This is a genomic window from Methanoculleus sp. UBA291, from assembly GCF_002499755.1.
GTDB lineage: Archaea > Halobacteriota > Methanomicrobia > Methanomicrobiales > Methanoculleaceae > Methanoculleus > Methanoculleus palmolei.
This window is the reverse complement of sequence record NZ_DANC01000006.1, coordinates 43,752-68,322: the sequence shown is the minus strand read 5'-3', so window position 1 is coordinate 68,322 and position 24,571 is coordinate 43,752. Positions and strand designations below refer to the sequence as shown.

Sequence of the window (24,571 nt, the reverse complement as noted above, 5' to 3'; positions counted from 1 at the left end):
ACGGTCTCCCGAGGATTTTAGTTGTATAGAATATTCCCCGGTCTTGCACTTGAAACCTATGACTTCTCACAGGGGTCCTGGAGGGGGCGAGAGAGAATTGGGCATTCGAATGCGATATTAAGGGGAACCGGACCAATCGGAATGAATTTGGCAGCAAACGGCATGTTCGGGTGCCGATCGGCCGGCCCTGTCCGGCGGCGCGGGAGAGGCGAGGGTGAGACACATCGCGGCGATCCGGTGCGCAAAACAGGTGAAACAGTTTCCTGCGGTAAGCGCTCGTTACGCCCGTTCCCGGAACCAGGCCACCGCCTGTCGGAGGCCCTCCTCGACCGGGTACTGCGGGTCGTAGCCGAAGGCATCCTGTGCGCGCGCGATGTCGGCAAGCGAGTCACGGATGTCGCCCGCGCGCGGCGCCTCGTAGATCGGGTCGCACTGCGCGCCGGTGATCTCCGAGAGAATGGACACGAGCTGGTTCAAACTGATCCGGCGGCCGCCGGCGATGTTGAAGACTCCCCGGGCGTCGCTCTCCATCGCTTTGATGTTCGCCTGCACCACGTCGACGACGAAGGTGAAGTCGCGGGTCTGCTCCCCGTCGCCGTAGATGACCGGGGGCTCGCCGGCAAGGAGACGGGTGACGAACTTCGGGATCACCGCCGCGTACTCGGATTTGGGGTCCTGTCGGGGGCCGAAGACGTTGAAGTAGCGGAGGAAGACCGTCCGGATGCCGTAGAGGTCGGTAAAGACCTTCCCGTAGCACTCGTCCGCGAGTTTTGAGACTGCATACGGGGAGAGGGGGTTCGGGACCATGCCTTCGTGCTTGGGGAGGACCGGGGTGTCGCCGTAGACCGATGAGGAGGAAGCGGCAACGACGGCGGGCACCCCGCAGTCCTTCGCCGCCACAAGAACGTTCACGGTGCCGGTCACGTTCGCCTCGTTCGAGGCGAGCGGGTCCTTGACCGACCGGGGCACGGACGGGATGGCCGCCTGGTGGAAGATGCCGTCAGCACCCGGGAAGGTCTCCAGAAGAAGGTCGAAGTCGGTGATGCTCCCCTCGACGAAGGTCACCCGGGGATGACCGAGGAGGTGCTCGATGTTCTCCCGCCGCCCGGTGGCGAGGTTGTCGATGATGACGACGTCATGGTCGCGTGCCAGGACATCTGCCAGGTTCGAGCCGATGAACCCGGCCCCGCCGGTGACGATGTAGCGCATAGATGTGAAGTTTACCGGGGACCCGCTTTAGCCTTTTTATATCGTCGTCCGAGATACGCGTGATGATTCTGTCGGTTCGAACGGAGGTTCCGGCGTTGCCGGGTTCACCGGTTCACTGCAGCCCCCGGACCGTGTCGCAGATGTACGCCAGTTCTTCACCCGTCACCGACGGGTGGACGGGCAGGCTCACGACCGACGCCGCGAGGTCGTCCGCCACCGGGCAGGAGGAGGTGCTCCCGCTCTGGTAGACCGGCTGCCGGTTGACCGGGATGGGGTAGTGAACGGCGGTCCCGATCCCCGCCTCCGCGAGAGCGCTCATGAACGCGTCCCTCGCAAGCAGGTAGCCGGCCGGGAGCCTCACCACGTACTGATGATAGACGTGCCGGACGCCCGGCGCCGCGTAGGGCGTGACGAGCCCCGTTCCCGCGAGGTTGCGGTCGAGGTAACGAGCGTTCTCTATCCGGCGTTCGTTGAACCCCTCGAGCCGGTCGAGCTGTACGAGGCCGATGGCGGCAGCGATGTTCGTCATCCGGTAGTTGTAGCCGATGGCGGAGTGAAGGTATTTCTCACTCTGCCCGTGGTTGCTGAGGAGTCTGACCCGTGCTGCAAGGGCGTCGTCGTCGGTCGTGACCATGCCCCCTTCTCCAGTGGTCATGTTCTTCGTCGGGTAGAACGAGAAGCAGGCGAGGTCGGCAAGGCTCCCGACCCGCTTCCCGCGGTACTCCGCGCCGTGCGCCTGGGCCGCGTCCTCGATGAGGACAAGGCCATGGTCGTCGCAGAGGGCGCGGACGGCGTCGACGTCGAACGGCTGCCCGAAGAGATGGACTCCGATAACCGCCCGGGTATCCGGCCTGATGAGGGCCCTGACCGAGTCCGGGTCGATGTTGAACGTCCGGGGATCGACATCGGCAAAGAGCGGCGTCGCCCCGCACATCGAGACGCTTGACGCCGTTGCAAAAAACGTGAACGCCGGGACGACGACCGAGTCCCCCGGTCCGACGCCCGCGGCAAGGAGGGCCGCATGGAGCGCCGCCGTTCCGGAGTTGACACCGACGGCATACGCCGCGCCGCAGTAGTCCGCGAAACGAGACTCGAACTCCGTGACGACCGACCCCTGGGCCAGCATCCCCGACCGCAGCACGCGGGAGACGGCCCCGACCTCCTCCTCCCCGACGAGCGGCCGGGCGATGGGGATCTTCATCGGCCCCGCCTCGCCTCCGCCGGGAGCACACGGAACCGTGCCGGTGCCCCCACCGCGAGCATCCCCGGCGGGACGTCCTTCGTCACCACCGCGCCGGCGGCGACGAACGCTCCCTCGCCGACGACGACGCCGGGAAGGATCGTCGCGTTCGCGCCGATGACGGCGCCATCCCCGATCACCGGGCCCCGGAGGGATTCGCGAGGCCCCGGAGGGTAGCGGTCGTTCGTCAGCACGGCGTTCGGACCGACGAAGACCCGGTCGCCGATCCGGGCGCCGGTGGGGACGTAAACCAGGCTCTGGAGACGGACGTCGTCGCCGATCGTGCAGTCCCCCTCGATCACCGCCGCCGTCCCGACCGCCACGCGGTCGCCGATAGCGGTCTTTTCACGGATCAGTACGTTATGGCCGGTCTGGAAAGCGTCGCCGATCGTCACGTCGCAGTAGATGATAGTTCCCGAGCGGAGAATCGCGTTCTTCCCGATAGTGGCGCCCGGGTAACTACCCTCCCCCATCCTCTCGCGGGAGGGAAACCCGACGGTCACCGGCTCAAATATCACCGCCCCCTCGCCGAGGGCGTTACGTCCATACTCAATCATTCAACCGTCACGCTCTTTGCCAGATTTCGCGGTTTGTCGACGTCCCGCTGCAGGGTGCATGCGGTATGGTAGGCAAGCAGCTGGAGGACGACCGATGCAGTCAGCACCTGCACGAGAAAGTGTGTGTTCGGGAGAGGGATGAAGATGTCCACGATCTCGGCAAGCTCCGTGTCGCCGGCAGCGCCGAGAGCGATGATCGGTGCTTTGCGGGCCTTCATCTCCTTGATGTTCGAGGTCATCACGTCGTAGGTCGGCCCGGGGGTGCAGATGGCGACCACCGGCGTCTCCGCCGTGAGCAGGGCAAACGGCCCGTGTTTGAGTTCCCCCGCCGCATACCCCTCGGCGTGGACGTAACTGATCTCCTTCATCTTCAGGGCGCCCTCCATCGAGACCGGGTAAAACGGCCCTCTTCCCACAAAAAAAACATGCTCGGCCTTTGAACAGAGGGCGACCGCCTCCTTGAGATCTAAAAGGAGGACCTCTCCGATGGCCAGGTGCGCGTGCGAGAGGACGTCGTCGAACGCCCCCTCGCATCGCAGATTGACGATCTGCATCAGCGCCGCAAGCTGGGCCGTGTAAGACTTCGTCGCGGCAACGCCGATCTCAGGGCCGGCCCGCATGAGCAGGGTCTTATCGGCAACCCGGGTGACCGTGCTCCCCTGCATGTTGGTGATGGCAAGAGTGGGGCAGTTGCGGGCTTTTGCCATCTTTAAGGCGGCGATCGTATCAGCGGTCTCCCCCGATTGCGAGACCGCGATCACGAGGCCGTGGAGGGGCGGGATGAAGTACTTGAACTCCGATCCCATCTCGACCCGCACCGGTATGTTGCAGAGCGATTCGGCCAGGTACTTGAAGACCAGAGCGGTATGATACGACGTCCCGCATGCAACCAGAGTGATCTCGTCAGCCTCCAGGATCATCCGCCGCACCGCCTCGTCGATGCCCGCCCTGCTGGTCTCATAGAAGGACTGGGGCTGCTCGTAGATCTCCTTTAACATGTAATGAGGAAACCCGCCCTTCCGGGTGTCCTCGACGCACCAGTTGATCAGTTCGACCGGGCGCTCCGTCTTCAGGCCCCCATGGTAGAAATCAAGATGTTCGGGCGTGATGTCGGCAACGTCGCCGTCTTCAAGGAAGATCACGCGCTCCGTGTACTCGAGGAGCGGCGTCATATCCGAGGCGGCAAAGACCTCGGCATCGCCGATGCCGAGGACGAGCGGGCTTGCGTCGCGTGCAGCGACGATTCTCTGGGTATCCTTCGCGATCGCGAGGACGGCATACGAGCCTTTGAGGAGAGGAAGGGTTGCGTTGACTGCCGCGAGGAGGTCCCCGTCGTAGTGCTCCTCGATGAGATGGGCGATCACCTCCGTATCGGTCTCCGAACGGAAGATGTGGCCGCGCTCCAGGAGGTGCCGCTTCAGTTCGCGGTAGTTCTCGATGACCCCGTTGTGGACCACGGCGATCCTCCCCCTGCAGTCTGTATGCGGGTGGGCGTTGATATCGTTTGGTTCGCCGTGCGTGGCCCAGCGGGTATGCCCGATCCCGGTGCACCCGTGAAGGCCGACCACCCCCCCCTCGCCGGCCGAGATACGGCCTGCCTTCTTATAGACCTCGATCGCACTCCCGACCGTCGCGATCCCGAACGAGTCATAGCCCCGGTACTCAAGCCGCTTCAGCCCCTGGATCAGGACAGGGGTTGCGTCCCGCCTGCCGACGTAGCCGACAATCCCGCACATCTACATCACCCGGGTACCATCCTCGATGAGACCTGTCACGGTCTTCCCCTCCTCAATGGTGACATTATTACCTGCAATACAGTTCTTAAATGTTGTGAAAGGTGCCGCCTGGACTCCCTCCCCGAGGACCGCGCCGAATTTCGTTTTCAGGACCCGGCTCCCGATTTCGATGAAATTAGCCGCCGGGTGAGTGGTGGCATGGTCGGCAAGGAGGCACCCCCGGCCGAAAACCGCCGAGACAATCCTCGAGTGGGACCCGATCGTGACGTCGTCCATGAGGAGCGAGTCGGCGACGTAGGTGAACGGTTCAAGCACCGCCCCGTCGCCGATGCTCACATCGGGCATGATCACACAGCTCGGGCCGATATTGCAGTTGCTCCCGATGGCGACGGGGCCGCAGATCACGGTGTTCGGGCCGATGGTCGTCCCGGCCCCGATGCGCACGGTGCCCCGGCGGATGACGGATGCGTCGACCGTCCCGCGGATCTCAGGCGTGATCTCCCTGAGCATCCGGCTGTTCATCTTCAAGAGGTCCCAGGGATAGATGGCATCCTGCCAGTCGTCTGCCGGGATCGCCCGTATCCGCCGTCCCGCCGCAATCATAGCGGAGAGAGCATCGGGGATCTCGGTCGTCGTGAGGTAGGAGAAGACATCGGGTGAAAACGAGTAGACCCCCGTCGAGACCGTGAACGTCGGGGCGTCCTCGGGCTTCTCGATGATCTCGCGGACGATGCCGTTCCGGATCACCACGACCCCGAAGTTCGACGGGTTCGGGTGCTCGGCCACGAGCATGGCGTTTCGCTCCTTCCTGATCCGGGCTATCGACTCTGCGTTGATGTAGTTGTCACCGGGAAGAACGAGGAAATCGTCCGTGATCTCTGATTCGGCAGCCCGGAGAGCGTCCGCGGTCCCGATCTGCCGCTCCTGCACGACGACCTGGATCGGGGCCTCGAGCCGGTTGAGGTGTCGGATGACTTCTTCTTTCCGATACCCGACCACAACCACGATATCACGGATGCCGTTCTCAAGGAGGGCGTCGATGACATACTCGATGATCGGCCGGTTTGCAACCGGGAGCAGGGCTTTTGGCTTGCTCCGGGTGAGCGGACGGAGACGGCTCCCCTCTCCCGCTGCTAAAATGACTGCCTGCATCGTCTCACCTGATGATTGATCCTTCTTCAATGCACCCCTCTACGAGGGAGTGCGGAGCGATTCTCGCGTTGCTGCCGATGAGGGTCCCGACGTTGACCGAACAGTTGATGCCGAAGAGGACGTTGTCCCCGATGATGGCGCCGAACTTCCGCCTTCCGGTGGTCTTCCCGCAAACCTTCACCGTTCCGTTGTCGTGCCTGAGGTTTGCAACCTTGGTGCCGGCCCCGAAGTTGCACCCGCTCCCGACGACGCTGTCGCCGATGTAGTTGAAGTGCGGGACTTTGGTGCCCGGCATGATGATGGAGTTCTTGACCTCGGTTGCGTGCCCGATATGGCAGTCATCGCCGATGGCGGTCGATCCCCGGATATAGGCGTGGGGGCCGATGATGCAGTTCTCGCCGATGACGCAGGGGCCCTCGATATAGGTCCCGGCCCGGATAACGGTCCCCCTCCCGATGCCGACCGTCTCCGGGACGGTGCATCCGTCCTCGACGGTGCCGCGCCGTTCGTGGTCCATCGACGCGATGAGGGCCTCGTTTGCGTCGAGGAGGTCCCACGGCTGCCCGACATCGAGCCAGTAGTTCAGCGGGCATGCAGAAAGCGTCCCCTCCCGGATGTAGGAGTCGAGGGCGTCGGTCAGTTCGAACTCCCCCCGGCCGGAGACCGTGATCCCGGAGAGAAGGTCGAAGACGTCGGGGTTGAAGAGGTAGGCGCCCGCGTTGATCAGGCTGCTCTTCGGATGCTCCGATTTCTCCTCCAGACCCGTGATGCGGTCCCCCTCCACGGTCACCACGCCGTAGTCCTGCGGGTGGTCGGTCCCGTGGATCCCGACGCACGGGGCGTCCTTCCTGCAGAGTTCCCTGATATCGTCCCGTTTGAGGACCATATCGCCGTTTAAGAGGAGGAACCGGTCGCCGACCAGCCCTGCCGTCGCCCGCAGGGCATCCGCGGTGCCGAGCTGGTGGCGCTGGGTCACGTAGGCGATCTTCACGCCAAAGTCGCTGCCGTCCCCGAAGTGGTTCCGGATCTCACGCTCACAGTAACCGACGACGAAGATGAAGTCGGTGATCCCTGCATCCCGGGCCGCGAGGACGAGGTGTTCCATCATCGGGCGGTTGGCTATGGGAAGCATCACCTTCGGACGCCGGGCGGTCAGGGGACGCATCCGTTTTCCCTCCCCCGCAGCAAGTACGACACATTGCATAGACTTTTTACTCCTGACTACATTTTGCCCGTTCAAGGGCGGCACGCCCCATATCGAGCATTTCTTTTGCTTTTTTGGGCGTCTTTCCCTCGGCCGTGATCCGGACTTTCGGTTCGGTGCCGCTTGCGCGGACCAGATACCAGCCGTCTTCATCCTCGACCCGGATGCCGTGCGTCGGCTCGTCGGCACCCATTGCCGTCACGACTTCCCGCGGCGTTCCGATGCGGTAAGACTCCCGGAGGAGGGTATACCGGGGCATCCGGTCCAGTTCCCCGGCGATCGACCACTCCGACGCGATCTCGCAGAGCAGGGCCGCAGCGTAGATCCCGTCGGGGCAGTAGGAGTACTCGGGGAAGATCCAGCTCCCCGACGCCTCCCCGCCGAAATCTCCCCAGGAGAGGAGTTCTTCGGAGACGAAACTGTCCCCGACGGGGGTGCGGCGGACCTCTGCGACCTCTTCGATAGCCATCGAGGCGTCGACGGTGGTGACCACATGCTTCCGGTCGAGGTAACTTGCAAAGAGCATGAGGAGGTGGTCTCCGTCGATATACCGGCCCCGCTCGTCGAACGCCATCATCCGGTCGGCGTCGCCGTCGTGGATCACCGCGCACGCGGCACCCCGCTTTCGGACGATCTCACCGATGTAGGGGAGGTTTGCTTCGAGCGGTTCCGACGGCCGGGCGAACCGGCCCATGACGTTGCAGTTCAGCCCGACGACGGTTGCTCCGGCTCCGGCAAGGAGATCGGGGGTGATGACGCTGCCCGCGCCGTTGCCGCAGTCAAGCACGGCCGTGACGGGCCGCGAGAGGCTGACCCGGTCGAGGATTGCCTCCCGATGCGCGTCCACCGCATCGATGTGAGAGGTGCGTCCCTGCTCCGCCCAGGTCTTCCCGTGCGACCCTCCGATTGCTTCCTCGATCTCCGTCTGCTGCCGGAGGGTGAACGACGACCCGTCGGGGTTAAGCAGTTTCACGCCGTTGTAGGACTCGGGGTTATGCGAGGCGGTGATCATGCAGCCTGCGTCCACGTTTCCGGTCGCATGCGCGACCGTCGGGGTGGGTGCGATGCCGCAGGAATAGACGGTTGCGCCGGCCGAGAGCATCCCGGCAACGACGGCATGTTCCAGCAGTTCGCTCGTTGTGCGGGTATCCCTGCCCACGACAACGCGTGGCGCGCCGTCTGCGGTGGCTGCTCCTACACGAAGCGCGAGATCGACGAGGTCGGGACCGAACTCCCGTCGAATTCCGGAAGAGCCGAAAAGCATAGTTGTTGTAATCCTTTTTTTCCTAAAAAAGGTATTCATCGTCCGTAGGGACACCAGTGTTCGAGGTTTATCAGACCGCTGACTCCGGCGGTCGACGGGCCGAGAAAGATCATCCGTTTCTTTCCCCGGTATTCGTCGAGGCAGGCCACCCCTGCGTCCGTCGTCATGCCGTCTCCGGCGATGAGAAAGAGCTCGGCCGTTTCCGGCGAGTCGACCCTCTGGTGTTCGAGAGCCCGTTCGAGCACCGGCATCGGGCCGACAAGATAGACGCGCTTCCCGGCAATTTCACGGGAGAGTTCCGCAAGGCAGGGGCCGTAGCAGTCGGGGGTGCAGGGACGGAGTTTCCGTGTCAGGCAGAGGAACGCCGAGACGGCGTTGATGATCGCGCTCGCCGCTCCGCGCTGCTCCTGATTTACGAGCGGTGCACCGAACATGAAAGATATCCGGGTGTTGGCCCGGACAGGAGCGCTCGTGACGAACTGTCCGATTCGCCCGCCGAAATGCCCCTCCATGCAGACCCCTTTCGGATACTGGCAGGTATCCGCGTCGTGGTTCACCGCGAGGGCCACGATCCCGTGTTCGCACCCGCTGTTCTCCAGGATCTTCTCGATTTTTCCGATTGCATCGTGTAAAAGACTCATGGTTGATCCTCCGCGTCTCGTTCGTAGAGGACCGCCCGCACGGGCGACCCATCCGCGCCTTTAAGGCGCAACGGCAACGCTACCAGGTAATAATCGCCTTCCGGCACGGCTGCAAGGTCGAGCAGTTCGAGGATGACCATGTCGCTCTCAAGCAACCGGCGATGGACCGAGCCGTCCCCGTCGTATGCCTCGATCGACGGTGTATCGGTCCCGAGGCAGGTAATCCCGGCGTCGGCGATGAGACCCGCCGCCTCAAGGGAGAGTGCGGGGTACCCGGGCTCGAACCGCTGCCGTCCCGAAAACCAGGTCTTCAGGAGGAGCGTCCGGGTGCCGGAGAGGCAGTCGGCGAAGCGCTCTGCATCGACGGCCCCGTCTACATCGCTGCAGTCGAGCACCCGGGCGGGGCCCATCAGCACTCCGGGCGGAACCCGGTCGACCGTCCGGCCCCCCCTCACGTAGTGGGACGGGGCGTCGATGTGCGTCCCGGTGTGGCTCCCGAGGGCCATCTCGGTCACGCGGTACTGTCCGTTATCGATCTCACGGAACCGGGGACGGATGTCCCCCGGGTAGACGACGACGTCCTCGGAGAGGTCCCGGGTGATGTCGTAAATTTTCACAGAGAGCCCTCCTCCCGCCATCCGAACTGCCCGATCAACGGCACGAAACAGACGCCGCCGAGCGGGATCTCCTCCACCCTGCCCCCCCGCTTCACGAGTTTGATCAGGCTCTGGCAGTCCCGCGCTCCGATGGGGGCGACCAGCCGTCCGCCTTCCGCGAGCTGATCGATCAGGGGCTGCGGAACGTCAGGCGAAGCCGCCGTGACGACGATGGCATCGTACGGGGCCTCCGGGGGATACCCCTTCGTGCCGTCGCCGACGATCACCCGGACACCGGCGATCCCGGCCCGGGCGAGGTTCTCCCGTGCGCTGTCGGCGAGGTCCTGCAGGCGTTCGACGGAGATGACCGTGCCGGCGAGGTCGGCGAGGAGTGCAGCCTGGTAGCCGCTGCCGGTCCCGACTTCGAGCACCCGGTCGTGCGGCGTAAGTTCAAGTTGTTCGGTCATGACGGCGACGATGTAGGGCTGGGAGATGGTTTGATCCTTCCCGATGGGGAGCGGCCGGTCCTCATAGGCCGCACGCTCCAAGCCCTTCGGCACGAAGAGGTGGCGCGGAACGCGTCGCATCGCAGCAAGCACTCTCTGGTCCCTGACCCCCCGGGCCCGGACCTGGAACTCCACCATCTCCTCGCGCTCCCTCTGGCAGGGGTCGCTCTCCGTCATCTCTTCTCCCGACTAGAACCCGGATTCCGCCTTATCGATCACGGCATCGATATGCGCCTGCAGGACTGCAGGCAGGCCGCTGATCTTTACATCCAGGAACCCGCGTATAATGGTTGCGGTGGCCTCCTCCTCGGAGAGCCCTCTCGCCATAAGGTACTCGATCTCGTGGCGGGCGATCTTGCCGACCGCGGCCTCGTGGGAGAGCTCGGTGCCGGTCAGCGTTCCTTCGATCTCGGGAATGGCGTGGATGACACCGTCTTTTAAGATCAGGCCTTTACACTCGATGTGACCCCGCGTGTTATCCCGTTCGCCGCGGATATGGCCCCGGGAGATGACGGTGCCGCCGGTGGTGATGGCCCGGGTAATGAGTTCGGCGCTTGTATGCTCGGCACCGAGGATGGCCCGGGAGCCGAGGTCGAGGAGCGACCCGGGCGTTGCGACGGCGATGCTTGAGAAACGGGCCACGGCGTTCTTTCCGATAAGGTGCGCCGTCGGGTACATATTGACCTGGCGGACCGGCTGCATGCAGATGTAGTTCGAGAGAAAGGTCCCGTCCTCCTCAACGATGGTGGCGCTCCGCGGAAAGACGCTGATTCCCGGGTTCCAGTTGTGGATCATCGTGGACGTGACTCTGGCGCCTTTGCCGACGTAGATCTCGGTCACCCCGATGTGCGCGCCCTGTTTCTTCTGCCATGAGCTGGCGCAGCCGGAGATGATGTGGATCTCCGCACCCTCTTTTGCGATGAAGATATTGTGCACGTGCTGCACCGGCTCTTCGCGGAGGAAGAGGCAGGCCTGAATGGGCATGGCAACCTTCGCGCCTGGCTGAGCGATGACGACGAGGCCCTGCGGCTCCTGCTTCGCTACATATTGGGTATACTTGTCCTTGTCTTTCGGGACGGCTTTCCAGTAGTGGTCCTTCAACCAGTCGTACTTCTCAAGGGCGGCCTTGATGGGGAGCATCTCGACGTCTTCGGCCCCGCAGGTGGTCTGGATCACGTTCTGGTCGATCTGGAAGAAACTTCCGCACCGGTTGTGCATCTCGACTTCAAGGCCGGTCAGGGCGAGGCGTTCCCGGTCTTTCTCCGGGATCTGCTTCATATCGGTTATATCTGTTTGCAACGCAGGCACTCTCCGTATCCCTTCTCTTTGACCACGCGCAGAATCTCGCGGGGGTTGCCGTGGCACCGGATCTGGCCGTTTATCATGACATGACCCTGGTCGGCATTGAGGTAATCGAGGATGTAGCCGGTATGGGTGATGATCAGCCCGCTCTTCCGCCTGTTGACGATCCGAACGTCTTTTTCAAGCAGGCCTGCGATCTCCTTTCCCATCAGGCTCATGTTCTCAAGGTCGACGCCGCTCTCCGGCTCGTCCAGCATGAGGAAATCGGGCTGCTGGACCTTCAGCTGCAGGACCTCGCTCCGCTTGAGTTCGCCGCCGGAGAACCCGACGTTGACGTCCCGGGAGAGAAAGTGCTCCATGTTGACCGACTGTGCGAGCGCCTCTATCGCGTCCTCTCCCCTGTGGGATGTGGCGGCGAGCAATTTCCCGAGTTTCAGCCCGGATACCGCAGGAGGTTGCTGAAACATCATGCCGATCCCGAGATGGGCCCGCTCGTTGATCGGCATATCGGTGAGGTCTTTTCCTTTAAACGTGATGGACCCCGATGTGATCGTATAAGCGTCGAACCCCATGATTGATTTGAGCAGCGTGCTCTTTCCCGAGCCGTTCGGGCCCATCAGGATGTGGGTCTCTCCCGGTCCGATGTGGAGGTTGATGTCGTGGAGCACTTCGGTGTTATCCACGCTCACGTGCAAATCACTGATATCCAGCATACGGCACTCCGTTCCATGTATTTGTCAGGGGATACATTAACACTTGCCAACAGAGCAACTGCCGTTTCAGCCGGCAGGGAAGGCGAAGATGGATATCGGTTCTGCGGGCGAATCATCCAGCCGTCTTGATGCAGAACTCACGCCCGGGTTCACCGGGAACTCCAATCTTTCACTTTCACCCTGCACACGGCCTACGGTTAAGTAGTGATCCCGCCCCGGTTCATATATGGAGAGATCGACAGCTACCACGTTTGCTTACATTGCCGAGCGGGCCGCCCGGTATCCGAATGTTGTTCGAAGAAACCAGATGCGTAAAGTGGCGTATACCAGCACCATTGCCCCGGCAAACCGCACCTCTTTGTGACCGGAGGGCCTTTACGGAGTGCCGCTATCTCCTCACGCTCACTCTGCGAGGTATGCCCGGGCATGAAGGTATGACCCCGGCCGGTCGTGGGCATGGGTGACGAGGTAGTTGTGGAGGTCTACGGCAGCCCTTGATTCTTCGAGCAGGGCGTTGTAGGACCCTGCCGCGTTGTTGTAGTCCCGGACCTGCCGGTTATACTCCGGGACGAGGCGGTTATACTCCCGGTTCTCGCCGGCCCGGGCGAGAGTCTTCAACCGTGCGCCGAGGGACTCGAGAGCCTCTTCCTCTGCCTCAAGTTCCCGGGCGCGTGCTTCTAGTTCCGGTGCGAGTTCCTCGACCCGGTCGCACGATGCGGTGAGGGCGCGTTCGATCGTCAGGACCTGGTCGCACCCCGTGTAGGACCGGGGCCCGTCGCCGACCGGGATCACGAGGGGGTCGGTGGACAGGACCGTCCCGTTCGCGAGCGTCTCGGGCGGGAGGCCGACGTAACTTGTGTTCGTGGTCTCGATGTAGGCGTAGGTGGTGTTGCGGTAGAGAGACCCGGCGCTCCTGACGCCGACGGCCATGTGGGCTTCGTCTTCGAAGTAGAAGAGCGCGACACCGTAGCCCTCCCGGGCCAGGAGGCCCGCGAGGAGGAGACTTTTGTCGTCGCAGTCCCCCTCTCCGTCGACGTAGGTCTCGATGGGAAACTTCGGCTCGACGATCGAGGTGTCGGTCCTGTAGGGGATGGACTGGACGAACGCGGCGATCAGTTCCAGGTAACGGTCGTCGTCGAGCCCCTCCCGGGTCCGGATCTCGCGAAAGGCCGCGAGCAGGTCCGTGTAGAAGGGTTCCTGGTGGGAGTCGTTGACGAACGCCCGGTAGTAGATGGGGACCCATTCCTCTTTTGAAAGGTCTTCATAGAGGTAGAGACGCCGGTCCGCGTTCTTGGCACCGGCATAGACCCCCGGGTCGGGATCGATCCGGATCGTCTCCTCTCCGTCCTCGAAGGCGAAGGTGTAGACCGGCACCGGATCGAGGGCCGCTCCTTCGACCGACACAATCGCCGGCGGGACGGCCGGCGGGTTCAGGAAGCCGCCCAGGCACCCGGCCCCGAGGGTCGCGGCGACGAGGACGAGCACGACGAAGATTCGTTTCCACATGGTATCAGAGGTAATCGGGGAGGTCTGCCAGAGAGTCGATGACGAGGTCGGGCGTCACGCCAGATCGGCGGACCGCTTCTTCCCGGTACTTCCCGGTCCTGACCAGGACCCCCTTCATTCCGCAAGCCCGGGCGCCGCCGATATCGGTGACGATGTCGTCGCCGACCATCGCCGCCTCCCCGGGGCGCGCCCCGATATCCCGGAGCGCCCGGAGGAAGAACGCCGGGGAAGGCTTCCCGATCACCTCTGCCTTCTTTCCGGCGGCGTATTCGAGTGCAGCCACGAACGGACCGGCCGAGAGCATCAGTCCGTCCGACCCCATCCAGTACCGGTCCTTCTCAAGCGCGACGAGGTCCGCTCCGGCGAGGAGGAGACGGAACGCCCGGTTCAGCGTCTCGTAGGTGAAGTCGTCGGCCGCATCGGCGACCACGACCACGTCGGCTTCCTCATCGACGGCGAGGAGGCCCGCTTCCTCAAAGTCGGTCCGCGCATCGGGGGTGGTGAGAAGGTAGCACCGGGTGCGTCCTCCCTCCCGCAGGTGCGCGGCTGCGGCGACCGGGGCGGTGATGATCCACGGCTCCGGGATGGCGTAGCCGAGCGCCTCCAGGCGGCGGGCAATCGAACGGCGGGACCGGCGGGTGGTGTTCGAGACGAACCGATAGGGTATTCCTCGCCGGTCGAGTTCCCGGAGCGCCCGGTCCGCTCCAGCGACCGGCCGGTCGCCGACGTAGAGGACGCCGTCGATGTCGATCAGGACTGCTCCGATCTGCATACCTCCTCTTTTGTTTGCGGGAGTATTTATGCGGTGCCCGGCAGGCGGGAGAGAGACCGACCCCGTTCACTTTCACCACGCGGCGGTTACTTTTGAATGCCAGAAGCGCCTAATCCTCTGTCGGGAGAATGACGTACCCGTTCAGGCAGGCAGGAAGACCGTGGCGAGCCGTGGGGGAGGGCACCGTATCCTCAAGCGACCTCGTCAGAGAGTATCGGGGCCGGACGGTCGAGGATGTCTTCTGCGGCCGGGAAGTCTCCTGCTCCTCCGGGACGTGCTACGTCCTTGAATCCCGGAGTGCCGTGGACCTCGACGGCAGAAGCCCCGACCGGGCGGCTTCGGCCGTCCTCGCCGACCTCACCCTGGTCCGCGGTATCGGCGAGGCGACCGGGCAAAGACTGCGGCGGATGGGCTACCGGACGGTTGCCGACCTTGTCCGGCACCCCCTCTACCGCCCGGAGGCCGAACGGCTCCTTACGGCGGTGGCGCGGGAGGACACCCGCGGTCTTGCAACCTGGATCGAGCGGCGGCACCACCGACGAAGCGACCCCCTCCTCCTCGATATCAGCCGGTATTATGCCGCCGAGGAGTTTCTCTTCCTCGACATCGAGACGCTGGGGCTCGCGTCCCGGCCGATCATCCTCATCGGCCTTGCCCGGGTTCACGGCGGGTCGATCGTCGTCCGCCAGTACCTGCTCCGGTCCGTCGAAGAGGAGGAGGAGGCACTCACCGCTGTCCTTCCGGACCTGGAAGCGGAGGGAACGGTCTACGTCACCTTCAACGGCAGGGCGTTCGACCTCCCCTATCTCCGCGACCGGCTCACCCGCTACGGCATCCCGGCAGACCTTTCCGCGCCTCACTTCGATATCCTCTACCCTGCACGCCGGCGCTGGCGGGCTTCGCTCGGGACCTGCCGGCTCTGTGCGCTCGAGGCCGGGGTTCTCGGCGTAGCCCGGGAGAACGATGTTCCTGGCTGGATGGTGCCGGAGTTCTACAATATCTACCGGAGGACCGGGAACCCCGGTCCGCTCGTTCCGGTGGTGGAGCATAACCGGCAGGACCTCATCTCGCTCGCACGGCTCTTCGGCCTCCTGAGAGGGGACGACGGCTCCCCGACGGGAACCGGGGTGAAAAGATAGAAAGAATCGAGACAAACCGTTCAAAGAACGGAGGAATAGTTCCCCGGTGCCGCGCCCATCCCGAACGTTCGATGCATCTGTGTGAATTATATTTTAACCGAGATAATAAGCACTCACCCGATACACAGCCGATATGTGTTTAAATAAACAATCCAGCCAATATTTTTGGTCTGATAAAAATAATAACATTTTTAACTTTTCATTCCAACCCTAGATATTGCCCCCAATATCTTTTTTTTGCGATTCTTCTGTATTGTGTTTTCAAGGCACGCTCCTCCCGTTCATCCATCACGCCCTGTCAACCGGTGTATCCGGTCACGCCAGGTCTTCCTCCTCGAACGTGAAGACTTCTTCGATGGTGGAGCCGAGCGTCCGGGCCACTTTGTAAGCGAGCTTCAGGGAGGGGTTGTATTTCCCCTTCTCGAGGAAGACGATCGTCTCCCGCCGGACCCCGACCTGCCGCGCCAGTTCCTCCTGGGTGAGCCCCGTCTTCGCCCGGAGTTCCCGGATTCTGGTCTTCACCCGGCGTCCCCCTTCCGGAGCAGGTGCCATTCGGCGGCCTGCACCGCCGGTCTCATGCCCCGTCCCCCTGCCGGAAGAGGTACCACTGGAATATTCTGGCCGAGAGGAGCATGGTAAACAGCAAGACCAGGAGCGTTCCCTGAAGATCAAACGACGCCAGACCGAGGAAGTCCAGCCATAAAAAGGCCAGTATCAGTACCGACGTGAGCGCCCAGGAGTAGGCGGCGCCGTAAGCGCCGATTCTCTTCGTCCTTTCGTCGGAGAGGACTTCGCCCTGTCTGCTAAAGCCGGTGATAACCGCCACGATTACCATAACGACACCCGCCGAGACGAGCGCGACCACAGCGGTGCTTTCGACGGCGATGCCGGTAGACTGAAGGGCGATGCCTGCAAGAACGAGCAGGATGCCGAAGACCAGAAGTACGGACTGTTTCAACCGCATTGTCATCACATCGTGTTTGATATTTCTAACACTATGTTAGAAATATATAACGTTCAGATATCTAAATCTTGCGTAGGTACGCGTTGACCTTCCTTTCGGGAAACCCCGGTCGACTTCCCTACCGGGAGGATACGGGTGCGGCGATCCGGCCGTGGATCTCCGATCCGCCCCGGTGCCAGGAATATTCCCTGTCCGTCTGGCAACCGTTGCCGAAGATGCCCCGTCCGCACCGCCGTGATACGATCTCTGCGGAGTGCGAGACGCTGGCAGGCGGCGGGGAGCCGGGGAGATGAAGGGCTCGTCGGAGGCGCGATATTCGCATTTCTTTGAGATTTCTCCAAAAAATTAATTTTAGTTGAGATTCTTTGTGGTGCTGATCATTTTCCCGATCACACAAGGGTCGAACCATGAACAGGTTACTGATAGTATCGAACAGACTTCCGGTCGGCGTCTCAAAAAAGAACGGCGACCTCCACCTGCAACGGAGCGTCGGCGGTCTTGCCACCGGGGTCGGCTCATTTTACAAGTCCTACGAGAGCCTCTGGATCGGCTGGCCCGGCATAAACCCCCAGAGGAAGCAGGAAGAGGAGAAAGAACAGATTGTCGATGCCTTAAATCGGGAGCAGTGCCACCCGGTCTTTCTCACGCCGTACGACATCAAGCACTACTACGACGGATTCTGCAACAACACCCTCTGGCCGCTCCTCCACTACTTCAACCACTTCGTGGACTACAACCCGAAGACATGGCACGTTTATCAGCGGGTGAACGAGAAGTTCTGCGACGCCGTGATGGAAGTGGTCCAGCCCGGCGACATCATCTGGGTTCACGACTATCACCTGATGCTCCTGCCCCAGATGCTCCGGGAGCGCCTGCCCGATGCAGAGATCGGCTATTTCCACCACATCCCCTTCCCGTCGTACGAGGTATTCCGGAACCTGCCCTGGAGAGAGGAGATCCTCTCCGGTCTCCTCGGCGCTGACCTCATCGGCTTTCATACCTACGGCTACGTCCGCCACTTCCTCTCCAGTGTCCGGCGGCTCCTCGGGTACGAGCATACCTTCGGGGAGGTCCGGACCGGCACACGGGTGGTGCGGACCGACCTCTTCCCGATGGGCATCGATTACCACCGGTTCGCCGACGCTGCGGGCAGTACCCCGGTCCAGAAAGAGATCGCCCGGATCCGGCAGAAGTACGGAAAACGCAAGATCATCCTCTCATTCGACCGCCTGGACTACACAAAGGGAATCCCGCTTCGGCTCGAGGCTTTCGACGCGCTCCTTGCAAAAAAGCCGGAGTATCAGGGAAAAGTCTCCCTCGTTCTCGTAGCGGTCCCGTCCCGGACCAGCGTCAACAGTTACCGGGCGTTAAAGAAGCGGATCGACGAACTCGTCGGTCGCATCAACGGAAAATACGGGACGACCGACTGGGTCCCGGTCCGCTACTTCTACAACTTCCTCCCGTTCGAGACGCTGGTGGCGTTCTACAGCGCCGCCGACGTCGCCCTGGTGACGCCGCTCCGCGACGGCATGAACCTGATGGCGAAGGAGTACGTCGCCACCCGGACCGACGGCACCGGGGTGCTCATCCTCTCCGAGATGGCGGGGGCGGCCGAAGAACTTGGCGAATCGATCATTGTCAACCCCAACGACCGGGACGCGGTGCTCGAGGCTATCGAGACGGCGCTTGCCATGCCGGAGAAAGAACAGATCGAGCGGAACCGGACCATGCAGAAAAGATTGATGCGCTACGACATCGAGCACTGGGTCAGCGACTTCCTCACCCGCCTGGGCGATGCCCGGGCGGTCCAGGTCGAACGCTCCGAGCAGGTCGTCACTCCCGCCATCAGGGACGAACTGGTTGCAGACTATGCCTCCGGCAAGAACCGGCTGCTCCTTCTCGACTACGACGGCACGCTGGTGCCGTTCGCCGCAAAACCGCAGAAGGCGGTCCCGGGCGAAGCCACGCTGGCGGTGCTCGCGTCCCTTGCCCGTATACCGGGCAACGAGGTGGTGGTGATCAGCGGCAGGGACCGGTATACGCTGGACGCCTGGTTCGGGGAGATGGATATCGGGATCATCGCCGAGCACGGCGTCTGGATAAAGGAGCGTTCCGGGGAGTGGCGGATGCCAGAAGCGCTCTCGGACGAATGGAAAGGGGAGATCACGCCGCTCCTCGAACTCTACACCGACCGCACACCCGGCGCCTTCATCGAGGAGAAAGATTACTCCCTCGTCTGGCATTACCGCCGAACCGAGCCGATACTCGGGGCCCAGCGGGCAAAAGATCTCAAGGACGACCTGCTGCACCTGACGTCGAACCTCGACGTCGGCGTCATGGAGGGGAGCAAGGTCATCGAGATCAAGAACAACGTCGTCAACAAAGGGAGGGCGGCGTTAACCTGGGTTTCTCGACGTGCCTGGGACTTCGTCCTTGCCGTCGGGGACGACCGGACCGACGAGGACCTCTTTGCGGTGATGCCGCCCGGGGCCTACTCGATCAAGGTCGGGCTCGCCCCGAGCAGGGCCCGCTTTAACCTGGTCGCCCAGCGGGACGTGGTGCCCCTGCTCCGGAGGTGCATCGAGTGCGATCGAGAGGTGACGGCCGGAAAAAAAGAGAAACCGAGGCGAGGAAAGGGCTTTATTAGATCTGCGGCTCCGGGATGACGGACCGGACCGTCAGGAAGACCGGCCCACGGAGGTCCACCTTCCGGTTGTGGTCGGTGACGTAGCGCATTGCATACTCTTCGATACGCAGGTTGATATCCGAGGGGAGTTTCGCCATCTTTACCTGGACGCGGGTTTCCTCCCCGCACCGCGCCGCCTCCTCGATCCGGGCGGCGGCGAGGTTTGCCGCGGCATCGAGGTAGGTGATGCCGGTGGAGACCCCTTCCCGCCGGACGAGCGCCCACTTCTCGATATCCGGCACCCCGAGCACCGAACCGTTGTGCACGAAGACCTCGTTCGCATAGGCGGGTCCGCACAGTTTTGTGTTGGACTCGGGCTCCTCGACGACGACCTCCACCGTTCTCCCTGCGACCTCGCCTTTCCACGCGGTGAATGCGCACGGTCCCGGCGCGGCGGCGTGTTCGGCGGCCGTGGCCCGGATCGCCTCCGCCATACGCTTTCCGGTCGCGGATGCCGGCTCTTCGCGGAGGTGGACGGCGCCTGCAATCTCGCGGTCGGTGATCTCCTGCGGGAAGAACTGCGGGTAGGTGAGCTCACGGATGTCGTTGGACTGGTAGGCGATCATCGCGAGCCGCTCCACGCCGAGGCCGAGGTTCATCACCGGCACGCCGATCCCGTACTCCGCAAGCGCCGAAGGCGAGTAGATGCCGAATGTGGCGACCTCAACCCAGCCGAGGACCGGGTGCCGGGCGTAGACCTCCGTCTGGGTGTCCGGCATGTAGTACTTCGACCGTTTTTCGTCGGGCTGGAACCGGAACTCGGTAAACCCGAACGCCGAGAGGAGGGCCTCGCTGACGGCCTTTCCCTCTTCGAGGGTGACGTCCTCCCCCGCGACGACGCAGGAGGCCGAGTGATAGGCCATCAGGCGGGTGGGGCCCTCTTCCTGCTCCCGCCGGAAACAGCGGTCCACCGAGAAGAGCCGGATCGGGAGGTGGCGTCTCTCCCAGAGGGAAGAGAGCGTCAGGAACCAGCCGCTCGTCATGTGGCTCCGGAGGGTGTTGCGCGACGACTCGGGAGCGAGCGCCCGGAATTCTGGGAAGACCGCGTCAAGGATGTGCACCACGGTCGCGTCGTCGGCCTCGAGGACGCCCGCGAGTTCGTGCGCCAGGTCGTCGCCGTCGATCGTTCCCTTCTTGTAGCCGTGGAGGGTCACGCGGAGATTCTCCTCGGTCGCGGGCGAGACCGCCCGCCCGAGGATCGCCTCGATCTCCTCTATCTGCTTCTTTGCTATCCCGACGTTCGGACGGGGCAGGCCGCCGAGGTAGAAGACCCGGTCGAGGACGGCCATCGCTTCAGGGCCGAACTGCCGGTAAATATCGGACTCCTCAACTATCAGAGGGTTCATCGCCTCGTCGAACCCCATCGAGAGGTAGGTCTCCCGGAGCCGCTGCACGATCTCAAAGATCGGGTGCGGGGTGGCCCGGGTGTACTTCAACCGGGGGTAGCGGCCCGAAACCCCCGGCGGGGTCAGTACCGACGGGCCTTCATGCCAGGCATGCTCGAAATCCTCTCTCGCCTTTTTCTTGAACTCTTCCACGTCAAATTTCATACGTTCCGCTCCAGACAGACCACCCGACTCACCGGGCTCTCGTCCCTGACGACATAGTCGCAATGCTCCACGATGCTCTCCGCGAACGCCCGCACCTCACGGTGTTCGGGCATCTGGTCCTTTTCCAGTCGATTTCTACTGTATCCCAGATACATATAACCCTTTACCTCCACGAACCGGGCCCCGGAGTCCTGATAGGCCGCCGCGTACTTCTCGGGCGAGAGATCGTTGTAGCCGCGCACCACCGTGGTGCGGATGGCGGACCTGCGGCCGGAAAGTCCGGTGAGGCTCTCCTGCACCCGGTCCCAGTAGTCTTCCCTCGGTCGGCAGAGGCGGAGGTAGGTCTCCCGGTCGGGAGCGTCCAGGGAGACGTAGACCTGGTAGGGTCGGCACCGGGCGAGGACGTCGGGGTTGGTCCCGTTCGAGACGAGAAACGTTGTATACCCCCCGGCGTTGAGGCCGTCGATCAACTCCGGGAGACGGGAGTAGCAGGTCGGCTCCCCCGAGAGCGATATCGCGACCATCGTCGGGTCGAGGGCCTCCGCGAACCGCTCCGGCGTGACGTAAGGGGAGACCTTGTAGCCCGAGAGCGCCTTCTTCTGGAGGCGCTTGAGGCTTCCGATGATCACGTCCGGCGGGCACTCCTCCTCCTGCGTCACCTCGTGCTCGAACGACCGCCAGCAGAAGAGGCAGTGCTGGTTGCACCGGAGGGTCGGCGTCATCTGGACGCAACGGTGACTCTCGATGCCGTAGAACTGCGCCTTGTAGCACATCTCCCCGCCCTTGAGCGCCCGCTTGTTCCACATGCAGGGCTTGACGGCCGCCGACGAGGCAGAGCTGACGAACTGGTAGCCCTGCTTTCGGAGGGCCTTACATGTTTCTGAGTGCATCGATCCCAAGGGTCAGAAGAGACTCCTGCAATGTGTTCCTGACCGCGTCCACAAGCGCAAGGCGGCTGTTCCGGGTCTCGCCCCCGCTCTTCAACACCGGGTCGTAGTGATAGAAGGCGTTGAAGAGGTCCGCGAGCTCGCGGGCGTATGCGGCGAGCAGGTGCGGACGGAGTTCCTCCACGGTCTCGTCGACGACGGCCGGGAACTTCGCGAGGTGCCGGGCGAGCGCAACCTCATGTTCGGTCTCGTAGCGGTACGCCCGCGTGAACTCCCCGGCCTTCTCCAGGATACTGCAGGCGCGGGCGTGGGCGTACTGGATGTAGGGGCCGCTCTGGCGCTCGAAATCCAGCGCTTCCTTCCAGTTAAAGACCGTGCTCTTCTCGGGAGAGACCTTCACGATATCGTAGCGGATGGCGGCGACGGCGACCGATCTCGCGATTGAGCGCCGTTCGTCTTCGGGGAGCTCCGGGCGGCGGACGGTCACCTCGTCGAATGCCTTTGCGGTCACCTCATCGAGGAGGTCGTCCGCCGAGACGAACTTTCCCGCCCGGGTGCTCATGGAGCCCTCGGGGAGGGAGACGAACTCGAAGAAGACGATCTCGGGCGCTTTTTCGCCGAGGAGGGTGAGGGTGGCCTGGAGCTGGGCGCCGATCAATTTGTGGTCCGCCCCGAGGACGTCGATCACCCGGTCGTAGTTGTGCCCTTTCCAGGTATGGTAGGCGAGGTCCCGCGTGCTGTAGACCGACGTGCCGTCGCTCCGCCGGAGGATGTACTTCTTCTCGAAACCCTCTCCCGAGAGGTCGACCCAGAGCGTCTCGTCCTCGTGGGCCTGCGGCAGGCGGCGGACCCGCTCGAAGATCCGGTCCACGTCGCCGATCCGGACGAAGTCGCTCTCCCAGACGAACCGGTCGTGGCGGGCGCCTAAAGCGGCGAGGGTTGTCTTGATCCCCTCCGCACAGAGGGAGACGGCCGCCCGGAACTTCCTGACGGTCTCCGCGTCGCCGCGCTCCACCTTCTGCATGAGGTGATCGATCTCTTCCGTGATAGCGGGGTTCTTCTCGATCTCGCGGTTCGCTGCGATGTAGACCCGGGCGACGTAGTGGTCTCCCTTCTCGCCGTCCTCGCGGGCAAGACCGAGGTGGTCGAACCCCCACGAGACGATGGCGATCTGGCGGCCCATGTCGTTTAAGTAATACTGCACCTCAAGCGGATACCCTGCCTTCCGGAACGCCCGGGCAAGGGAGTCTCCAATGACGGTGTTCCTGATGTGGCCGACATGGAGGGGGCCGTTCGGGTTCGCACTCGTGTGCTCGAGCACCACCCTTTCCGGGCGGCGGGGATGGTTCCCGTAGTCGGGCTCGAGCGCCTCCCTGACCGCTTCCGCGAGGAGCGACGGCCCGAACACGAAGTTGATGTAGGGGCCCGTCGCTTCGACCCGGATATCGCCGAGTTCGGGGTCTGCCGAGATCCTTTCGGCGATCTCGGCGGCAATCTCCCGGGGTGGGCGCTTCTCGCTCTTTGCCAGTTTAAACGCTACGGTCGAGGCGAGATCGGCGTGATCTCCCCCGGTTGTGAGGAGGACGTCCTCCTCACCGGTGCATGCCCGGAGCATGCGCTCAATCTGGTGGTATTTTTCCTGAAACATCAGTATCCGGTCCTGTAACGCAGGATCGCTGCGATCCCGCCGAACGCGTTGTAGAGCATTGAACCCTCTTCAAAATCGTCTGATATGATCCTGACCGCCGTGCTGCTCTGGTCGGCGGCAGCGGTCAGTTCGTCGATGATATCGGTCTCTTCCGCCACGTAGAGCGATGCACCGTCGTTCGGGCAGGTGCCGAGGTCGAGGTCCTTGATATGTTTTCCCGGCTCGAGGCTGACTGTCCGCTCCTCGGTGTAGTCGCTGTTCGGACAGGCGAGTTTCAGCCGGGCTCTCCTGAGCTTGTCGGAGAGGAGGAGCATGTCGACGGCGCCGAGTTCCAGATTCTTTCGGACGCTCTCCTCCCCATAAGCGGCTGCTCCGTTGTCCTTTACCAGTTCCTGAAGGAACCGGTTCATCACGTTCTTCTCCTTGATGACGTCGAGGCCCTTCAAGGCATCCGACGCACTCTCGACGAGTTCGGCAAGCCCGGACTCGTTCGTGTAAGAAACGTCGAAGAGCCCGATGATCCGCTTCTGGAGTTCGTGGTGGAGGTAGCCGCCCGCCTCGAACTCCTCCTTCGTCGGGGTCGGGCCGCCGATCAGCACGCCTTTAAACTTCTCGAAGAAATCCTTCTCGGCGAGAAAGATATCGCTCGCCCGGTCGCCGACCTTCTTGTAGAACTCATTGATGGCGATCAGCCGCAGCCGCTGGAACCGGACGCTCGACTGCCCGCCCTTTCGCTGTTTGCCGGGGACCGTCGAGGTGACGCCGTTAACCGGTTCAATCCGGTTGCCGCGAAGGAAGCCGATGTAAGCCTCACGCCGGTCGATGACGATCAGGCCGTAGATCTCCTTCTCGCCGAGCATCTGCTGCAGCGGTTCGAGTTCAAACGAAGAGCTGCATCGGTACATGTAGGTGCCGAGCGGCTCGGGCGGCTCGAGGATCTCGCAATCGAGGTCGGTGCGGTCGCCGCCGATATTGATGGTGCCGCAGAAGATGGCTATGCCGTTCTCCGGCGGGCGCTTATAGTATTTGAGGCGGGAGAGGATGGAGGATATGGCGCTCTGGACGTTTGTCCGGGTCTGTTTACTCTTGATATTCGAGCACTGCCCGAACTCGTCGCGGAGCTGGGCGGTCACGTCGTAGATCTGCTTATCCGGAGGTATATACAGTGTGATCAGCTCGGTACCGCTCCCCTCCTTCTCCGCAAGCCTCTCAAGCGTCTTTTTAAATTCATAGCGCTTTCGCGCGGTGTCAATTCCTTGCGTCTCTTCCATTGGAGTTCACCAAGCCTGGGGGAAACTG

The 24,571-nt window shown here is 62.9% G+C and carries 22 protein-coding genes; 2 read left to right on the top strand and 20 right to left on the bottom strand.

The features are described from left to right. Nucleotides 1-279: 279 nt before the first annotated feature. The 14 genes from BP737_RS01495 to BP737_RS01430 form a co-directional block, all read right to left on the bottom strand. A complete protein-coding gene (locus BP737_RS01495) occupies nucleotides 280-1,209 on the bottom strand; it encodes an SDR family oxidoreductase (protein ID WP_292408339.1) in 930 nt (309 codons plus the stop codon). Nucleotides 1,210-1,321: 112 nt separating this feature from the next. Continuing rightward, nucleotides 1,322-2,410 carry a DegT/DnrJ/EryC1/StrS family aminotransferase gene (locus BP737_RS01490; protein WP_292408342.1) on the bottom strand — a complete coding sequence of 363 codons (1,089 nt, stop codon included), beginning with the start codon at nucleotides 2,408-2,410 and terminating at the stop codon, nucleotides 1,322-1,324. Beyond that, complete coding sequence (locus tag BP737_RS01485; RefSeq protein ID WP_292408345.1) at nucleotides 2,407-3,006, bottom strand: acyltransferase; 600 nt, start codon at nucleotides 3,004-3,006, stop codon at nucleotides 2,407-2,409. Before BP737_RS01485 ends, BP737_RS01490 begins: the two co-directional genes overlap by 4 nt. Then, on the bottom strand, nucleotides 3,003-4,742 hold the full coding sequence (gene glmS / locus BP737_RS01480) for a glutamine--fructose-6-phosphate transaminase (isomerizing) (protein WP_292408348.1): 1,740 nt from the start codon (nucleotides 4,740-4,742) through the stop codon (nucleotides 3,003-3,005). The genes BP737_RS01485 and glmS overlap by 4 nt, the downstream gene beginning before the upstream one ends. After that, entirely contained in the window at nucleotides 4,743-5,894 is a 1,152-nt protein-coding gene (gene glmU / locus BP737_RS01475) for a bifunctional sugar-1-phosphate nucleotidylyltransferase/acetyltransferase (protein ID WP_292408352.1), read from the bottom strand. A 4-nt stretch (nucleotides 5,895-5,898) separates the two neighbouring features. After that, a complete protein-coding gene (gene glmU, locus BP737_RS01470) occupies nucleotides 5,899-7,098 on the bottom strand; it encodes a bifunctional sugar-1-phosphate nucleotidylyltransferase/acetyltransferase (protein WP_292408355.1) in 1,200 nt (399 codons plus the stop codon). 7 nt (nucleotides 7,099-7,105) lie between these two features. Next, the gene (locus BP737_RS01465) at nucleotides 7,106-8,362 is read right to left on the bottom strand and encodes a phosphopentomutase/phosphoglucosamine mutase (protein WP_292408358.1); all 1,257 of its coding nucleotides are present in this window, start codon (nucleotides 8,360-8,362) and stop codon (nucleotides 7,106-7,108) included. Between the two features lie 35 nt (nucleotides 8,363-8,397). Further along, a complete protein-coding gene (locus BP737_RS01460; protein WP_292408360.1) occupies nucleotides 8,398-9,003 on the bottom strand; it encodes a hypothetical protein in 606 nt (201 codons plus the stop codon). Then, nucleotides 9,000-9,620 (bottom strand): cyclase family protein, encoded by a 621-nt coding sequence (locus tag BP737_RS01455; protein ID WP_292408363.1) that lies wholly within the window; start codon nucleotides 9,618-9,620, stop codon nucleotides 9,000-9,002. The genes BP737_RS01460 and BP737_RS01455 overlap by 4 nt, the downstream gene beginning before the upstream one ends. Continuing rightward, on the bottom strand, nucleotides 9,617-10,282 hold the full coding sequence (locus tag BP737_RS01450) for a protein-L-isoaspartate(D-aspartate) O-methyltransferase (protein ID WP_292408368.1): 666 nt from the start codon (nucleotides 10,280-10,282) through the stop codon (nucleotides 9,617-9,619). Before BP737_RS01450 ends, BP737_RS01455 begins: the two co-directional genes overlap by 4 nt. A gap of 12 nt (nucleotides 10,283-10,294) precedes the next feature. Further along, nucleotides 10,295-11,383 carry a SufB/SufD family protein gene (locus tag BP737_RS01445; RefSeq protein WP_292408371.1) on the bottom strand — a complete coding sequence of 363 codons (1,089 nt, stop codon included), beginning with the start codon at nucleotides 11,381-11,383 and terminating at the stop codon, nucleotides 10,295-10,297. A gap of 5 nt (nucleotides 11,384-11,388) precedes the next feature. Further along, entirely contained in the window at nucleotides 11,389-12,120 is a 732-nt protein-coding gene (locus BP737_RS01440; RefSeq protein WP_292408374.1) for an ABC transporter ATP-binding protein, read from the bottom strand. 402 nt (nucleotides 12,121-12,522) lie between these two features. After that, nucleotides 12,523-13,626, bottom strand: a complete 1,104-nt coding sequence (locus tag BP737_RS01435) for a hypothetical protein (protein WP_292408376.1) — start codon at nucleotides 13,624-13,626, stop codon at nucleotides 12,523-12,525. A gap of 4 nt (nucleotides 13,627-13,630) precedes the next feature. Beyond that, the gene (locus BP737_RS01430) at nucleotides 13,631-14,398 is read right to left on the bottom strand and encodes a TIGR01458 family HAD-type hydrolase (protein ID WP_292408379.1); all 768 of its coding nucleotides are present in this window, start codon (nucleotides 14,396-14,398) and stop codon (nucleotides 13,631-13,633) included. Between the two features lie 128 nt (nucleotides 14,399-14,526). Here BP737_RS01430 and BP737_RS01425 point away from each other — a divergent pair, with 128 nt between their 5' ends. After that, complete coding sequence (locus BP737_RS01425) at nucleotides 14,527-15,537, top strand: ribonuclease H-like domain-containing protein (protein ID WP_292408381.1); 1,011 nt, start codon at nucleotides 14,527-14,529, stop codon at nucleotides 15,535-15,537. A 315-nt stretch (nucleotides 15,538-15,852) separates the two neighbouring features. Here the strand turns inward: BP737_RS01425 and BP737_RS01420 are convergent, their stop codons facing one another. Further along, nucleotides 15,853-16,059, bottom strand: coding sequence for a helix-turn-helix transcriptional regulator (locus BP737_RS01420; protein ID WP_292408384.1), 207 nt, complete (start codon nucleotides 16,057-16,059; stop codon nucleotides 15,853-15,855). Nucleotides 16,060-16,111: 52 nt separating this feature from the next. Beyond that, nucleotides 16,112-16,495 (bottom strand): hypothetical protein, encoded by a 384-nt coding sequence (locus BP737_RS01415; protein ID WP_292408387.1) that lies wholly within the window; start codon nucleotides 16,493-16,495, stop codon nucleotides 16,112-16,114. Nucleotides 16,496-16,908: 413 nt separating this feature from the next. On the opposite strand from BP737_RS01415, the gene BP737_RS01410 reads away from it, so the two are divergent. Continuing rightward, entirely contained in the window at nucleotides 16,909-19,167 is a 2,259-nt protein-coding gene (locus BP737_RS01410) for a bifunctional alpha,alpha-trehalose-phosphate synthase (UDP-forming)/trehalose-phosphatase (RefSeq protein WP_292408388.1), read from the top strand. Here BP737_RS01410 and sepS read toward each other — a convergent pair. The 4 genes from sepS to prf1 are packed head-to-tail and all read right to left on the bottom strand — an operon-like array spanning nucleotide 19,145 to nucleotide 24,543. After that, entirely contained in the window at nucleotides 19,145-20,737 is a 1,593-nt protein-coding gene (gene sepS, locus BP737_RS01405) for an O-phosphoserine--tRNA ligase (protein ID WP_292408391.1), read from the bottom strand. The two genes, BP737_RS01410 and sepS, sit on opposite strands and share 23 nt — an antisense overlap. Then, nucleotides 20,734-21,627, bottom strand: coding sequence for a 4-demethylwyosine synthase TYW1 (twy1, locus tag BP737_RS01400; RefSeq protein ID WP_342685825.1), 894 nt, complete (start codon nucleotides 21,625-21,627; stop codon nucleotides 20,734-20,736). The genes sepS and twy1 overlap by 4 nt, the downstream gene beginning before the upstream one ends. Then, nucleotides 21,608-23,272 carry an arginine--tRNA ligase gene (argS, locus tag BP737_RS01395; protein WP_292393798.1) on the bottom strand — a complete coding sequence of 555 codons (1,665 nt, stop codon included), beginning with the start codon at nucleotides 23,270-23,272 and terminating at the stop codon, nucleotides 21,608-21,610. Before argS ends, twy1 begins: the two co-directional genes overlap by 20 nt. Continuing rightward, a complete protein-coding gene (prf1, locus tag BP737_RS01390) occupies nucleotides 23,272-24,543 on the bottom strand; it encodes a peptide chain release factor aRF-1 (RefSeq protein WP_292408400.1) in 1,272 nt (423 codons plus the stop codon). Before prf1 ends, argS begins: the two co-directional genes overlap by 1 nt. Between the last annotated feature and the right edge of the window lie 28 nt (nucleotides 24,544-24,571).

Coding starts and splice junctions, on each gene's coding strand:
- twy1 (WP_342685825.1), bottom strand. CDS start 21,627: ATGCACTCAGAAACATGTAAGGCCCTCCGAAAGCAGGGCTACCAGTTC.
- BP737_RS01435 (WP_292408376.1), bottom strand. CDS start 13,626: ATGTGGAAACGAATCTTCGTCGTGCTCGTCCTCGTCGCCGCGACCCTC.
- BP737_RS01495 (WP_292408339.1), bottom strand. CDS start 1,209: ATGCGCTACATCGTCACCGGCGGGGCCGGGTTCATCGGCTCGAACCTG.
- prf1 (WP_292408400.1), bottom strand. CDS start 24,543: ATGGAAGAGACGCAAGGAATTGACACCGCGCGAAAGCGCTATGAATTT.
- BP737_RS01465 (WP_292408358.1), bottom strand. CDS start 8,362: ATGCTTTTCGGCTCTTCCGGAATTCGACGGGAGTTCGGTCCCGACCTC.
- BP737_RS01425 (WP_292408381.1), top strand. CDS start 14,527: ATGACGTACCCGTTCAGGCAGGCAGGAAGACCGTGGCGAGCCGTGGGG.
- glmU (WP_292408352.1), bottom strand. CDS start 5,894: ATGCAGGCAGTCATTTTAGCAGCGGGAGAGGGGAGCCGTCTCCGTCCG.
- BP737_RS01440 (WP_292408374.1), bottom strand. CDS start 12,120: ATGCTGGATATCAGTGATTTGCACGTGAGCGTGGATAACACCGAAGTG.
- BP737_RS01410 (WP_292408388.1), top strand. CDS start 16,909: ATGAACAGGTTACTGATAGTATCGAACAGACTTCCGGTCGGCGTCTCA.
- BP737_RS01450 (WP_292408368.1), bottom strand. CDS start 10,282: ATGACGGAGAGCGACCCCTGCCAGAGGGAGCGCGAGGAGATGGTGGAG.
- sepS (WP_292408391.1), bottom strand. CDS start 20,737: ATGAAATTTGACGTGGAAGAGTTCAAGAAAAAGGCGAGAGAGGATTTC.
- BP737_RS01445 (WP_292408371.1), bottom strand. CDS start 11,383: ATGAAGCAGATCCCGGAGAAAGACCGGGAACGCCTCGCCCTGACCGGC.
- BP737_RS01430 (WP_292408379.1), bottom strand. CDS start 14,398: ATGCAGATCGGAGCAGTCCTGATCGACATCGACGGCGTCCTCTACGTC.
- BP737_RS01485 (WP_292408345.1), bottom strand. CDS start 3,006: ATGATTGAGTATGGACGTAACGCCCTCGGCGAGGGGGCGGTGATATTT.
- glmS (WP_292408348.1), bottom strand. CDS start 4,742: ATGTGCGGGATTGTCGGCTACGTCGGCAGGCGGGACGCAACCCCTGTC.
- BP737_RS01490 (WP_292408342.1), bottom strand. CDS start 2,410: ATGAAGATCCCCATCGCCCGGCCGCTCGTCGGGGAGGAGGAGGTCGGG.
- BP737_RS01460 (WP_292408360.1), bottom strand. CDS start 9,003: ATGAGTCTTTTACACGATGCAATCGGAAAAATCGAGAAGATCCTGGAG.
- glmU (WP_292408355.1), bottom strand. CDS start 7,098: ATGCAATGTGTCGTACTTGCTGCGGGGGAGGGAAAACGGATGCGTCCC.
- argS (WP_292393798.1), bottom strand. CDS start 23,272: ATGTTTCAGGAAAAATACCACCAGATTGAGCGCATGCTCCGGGCATGC.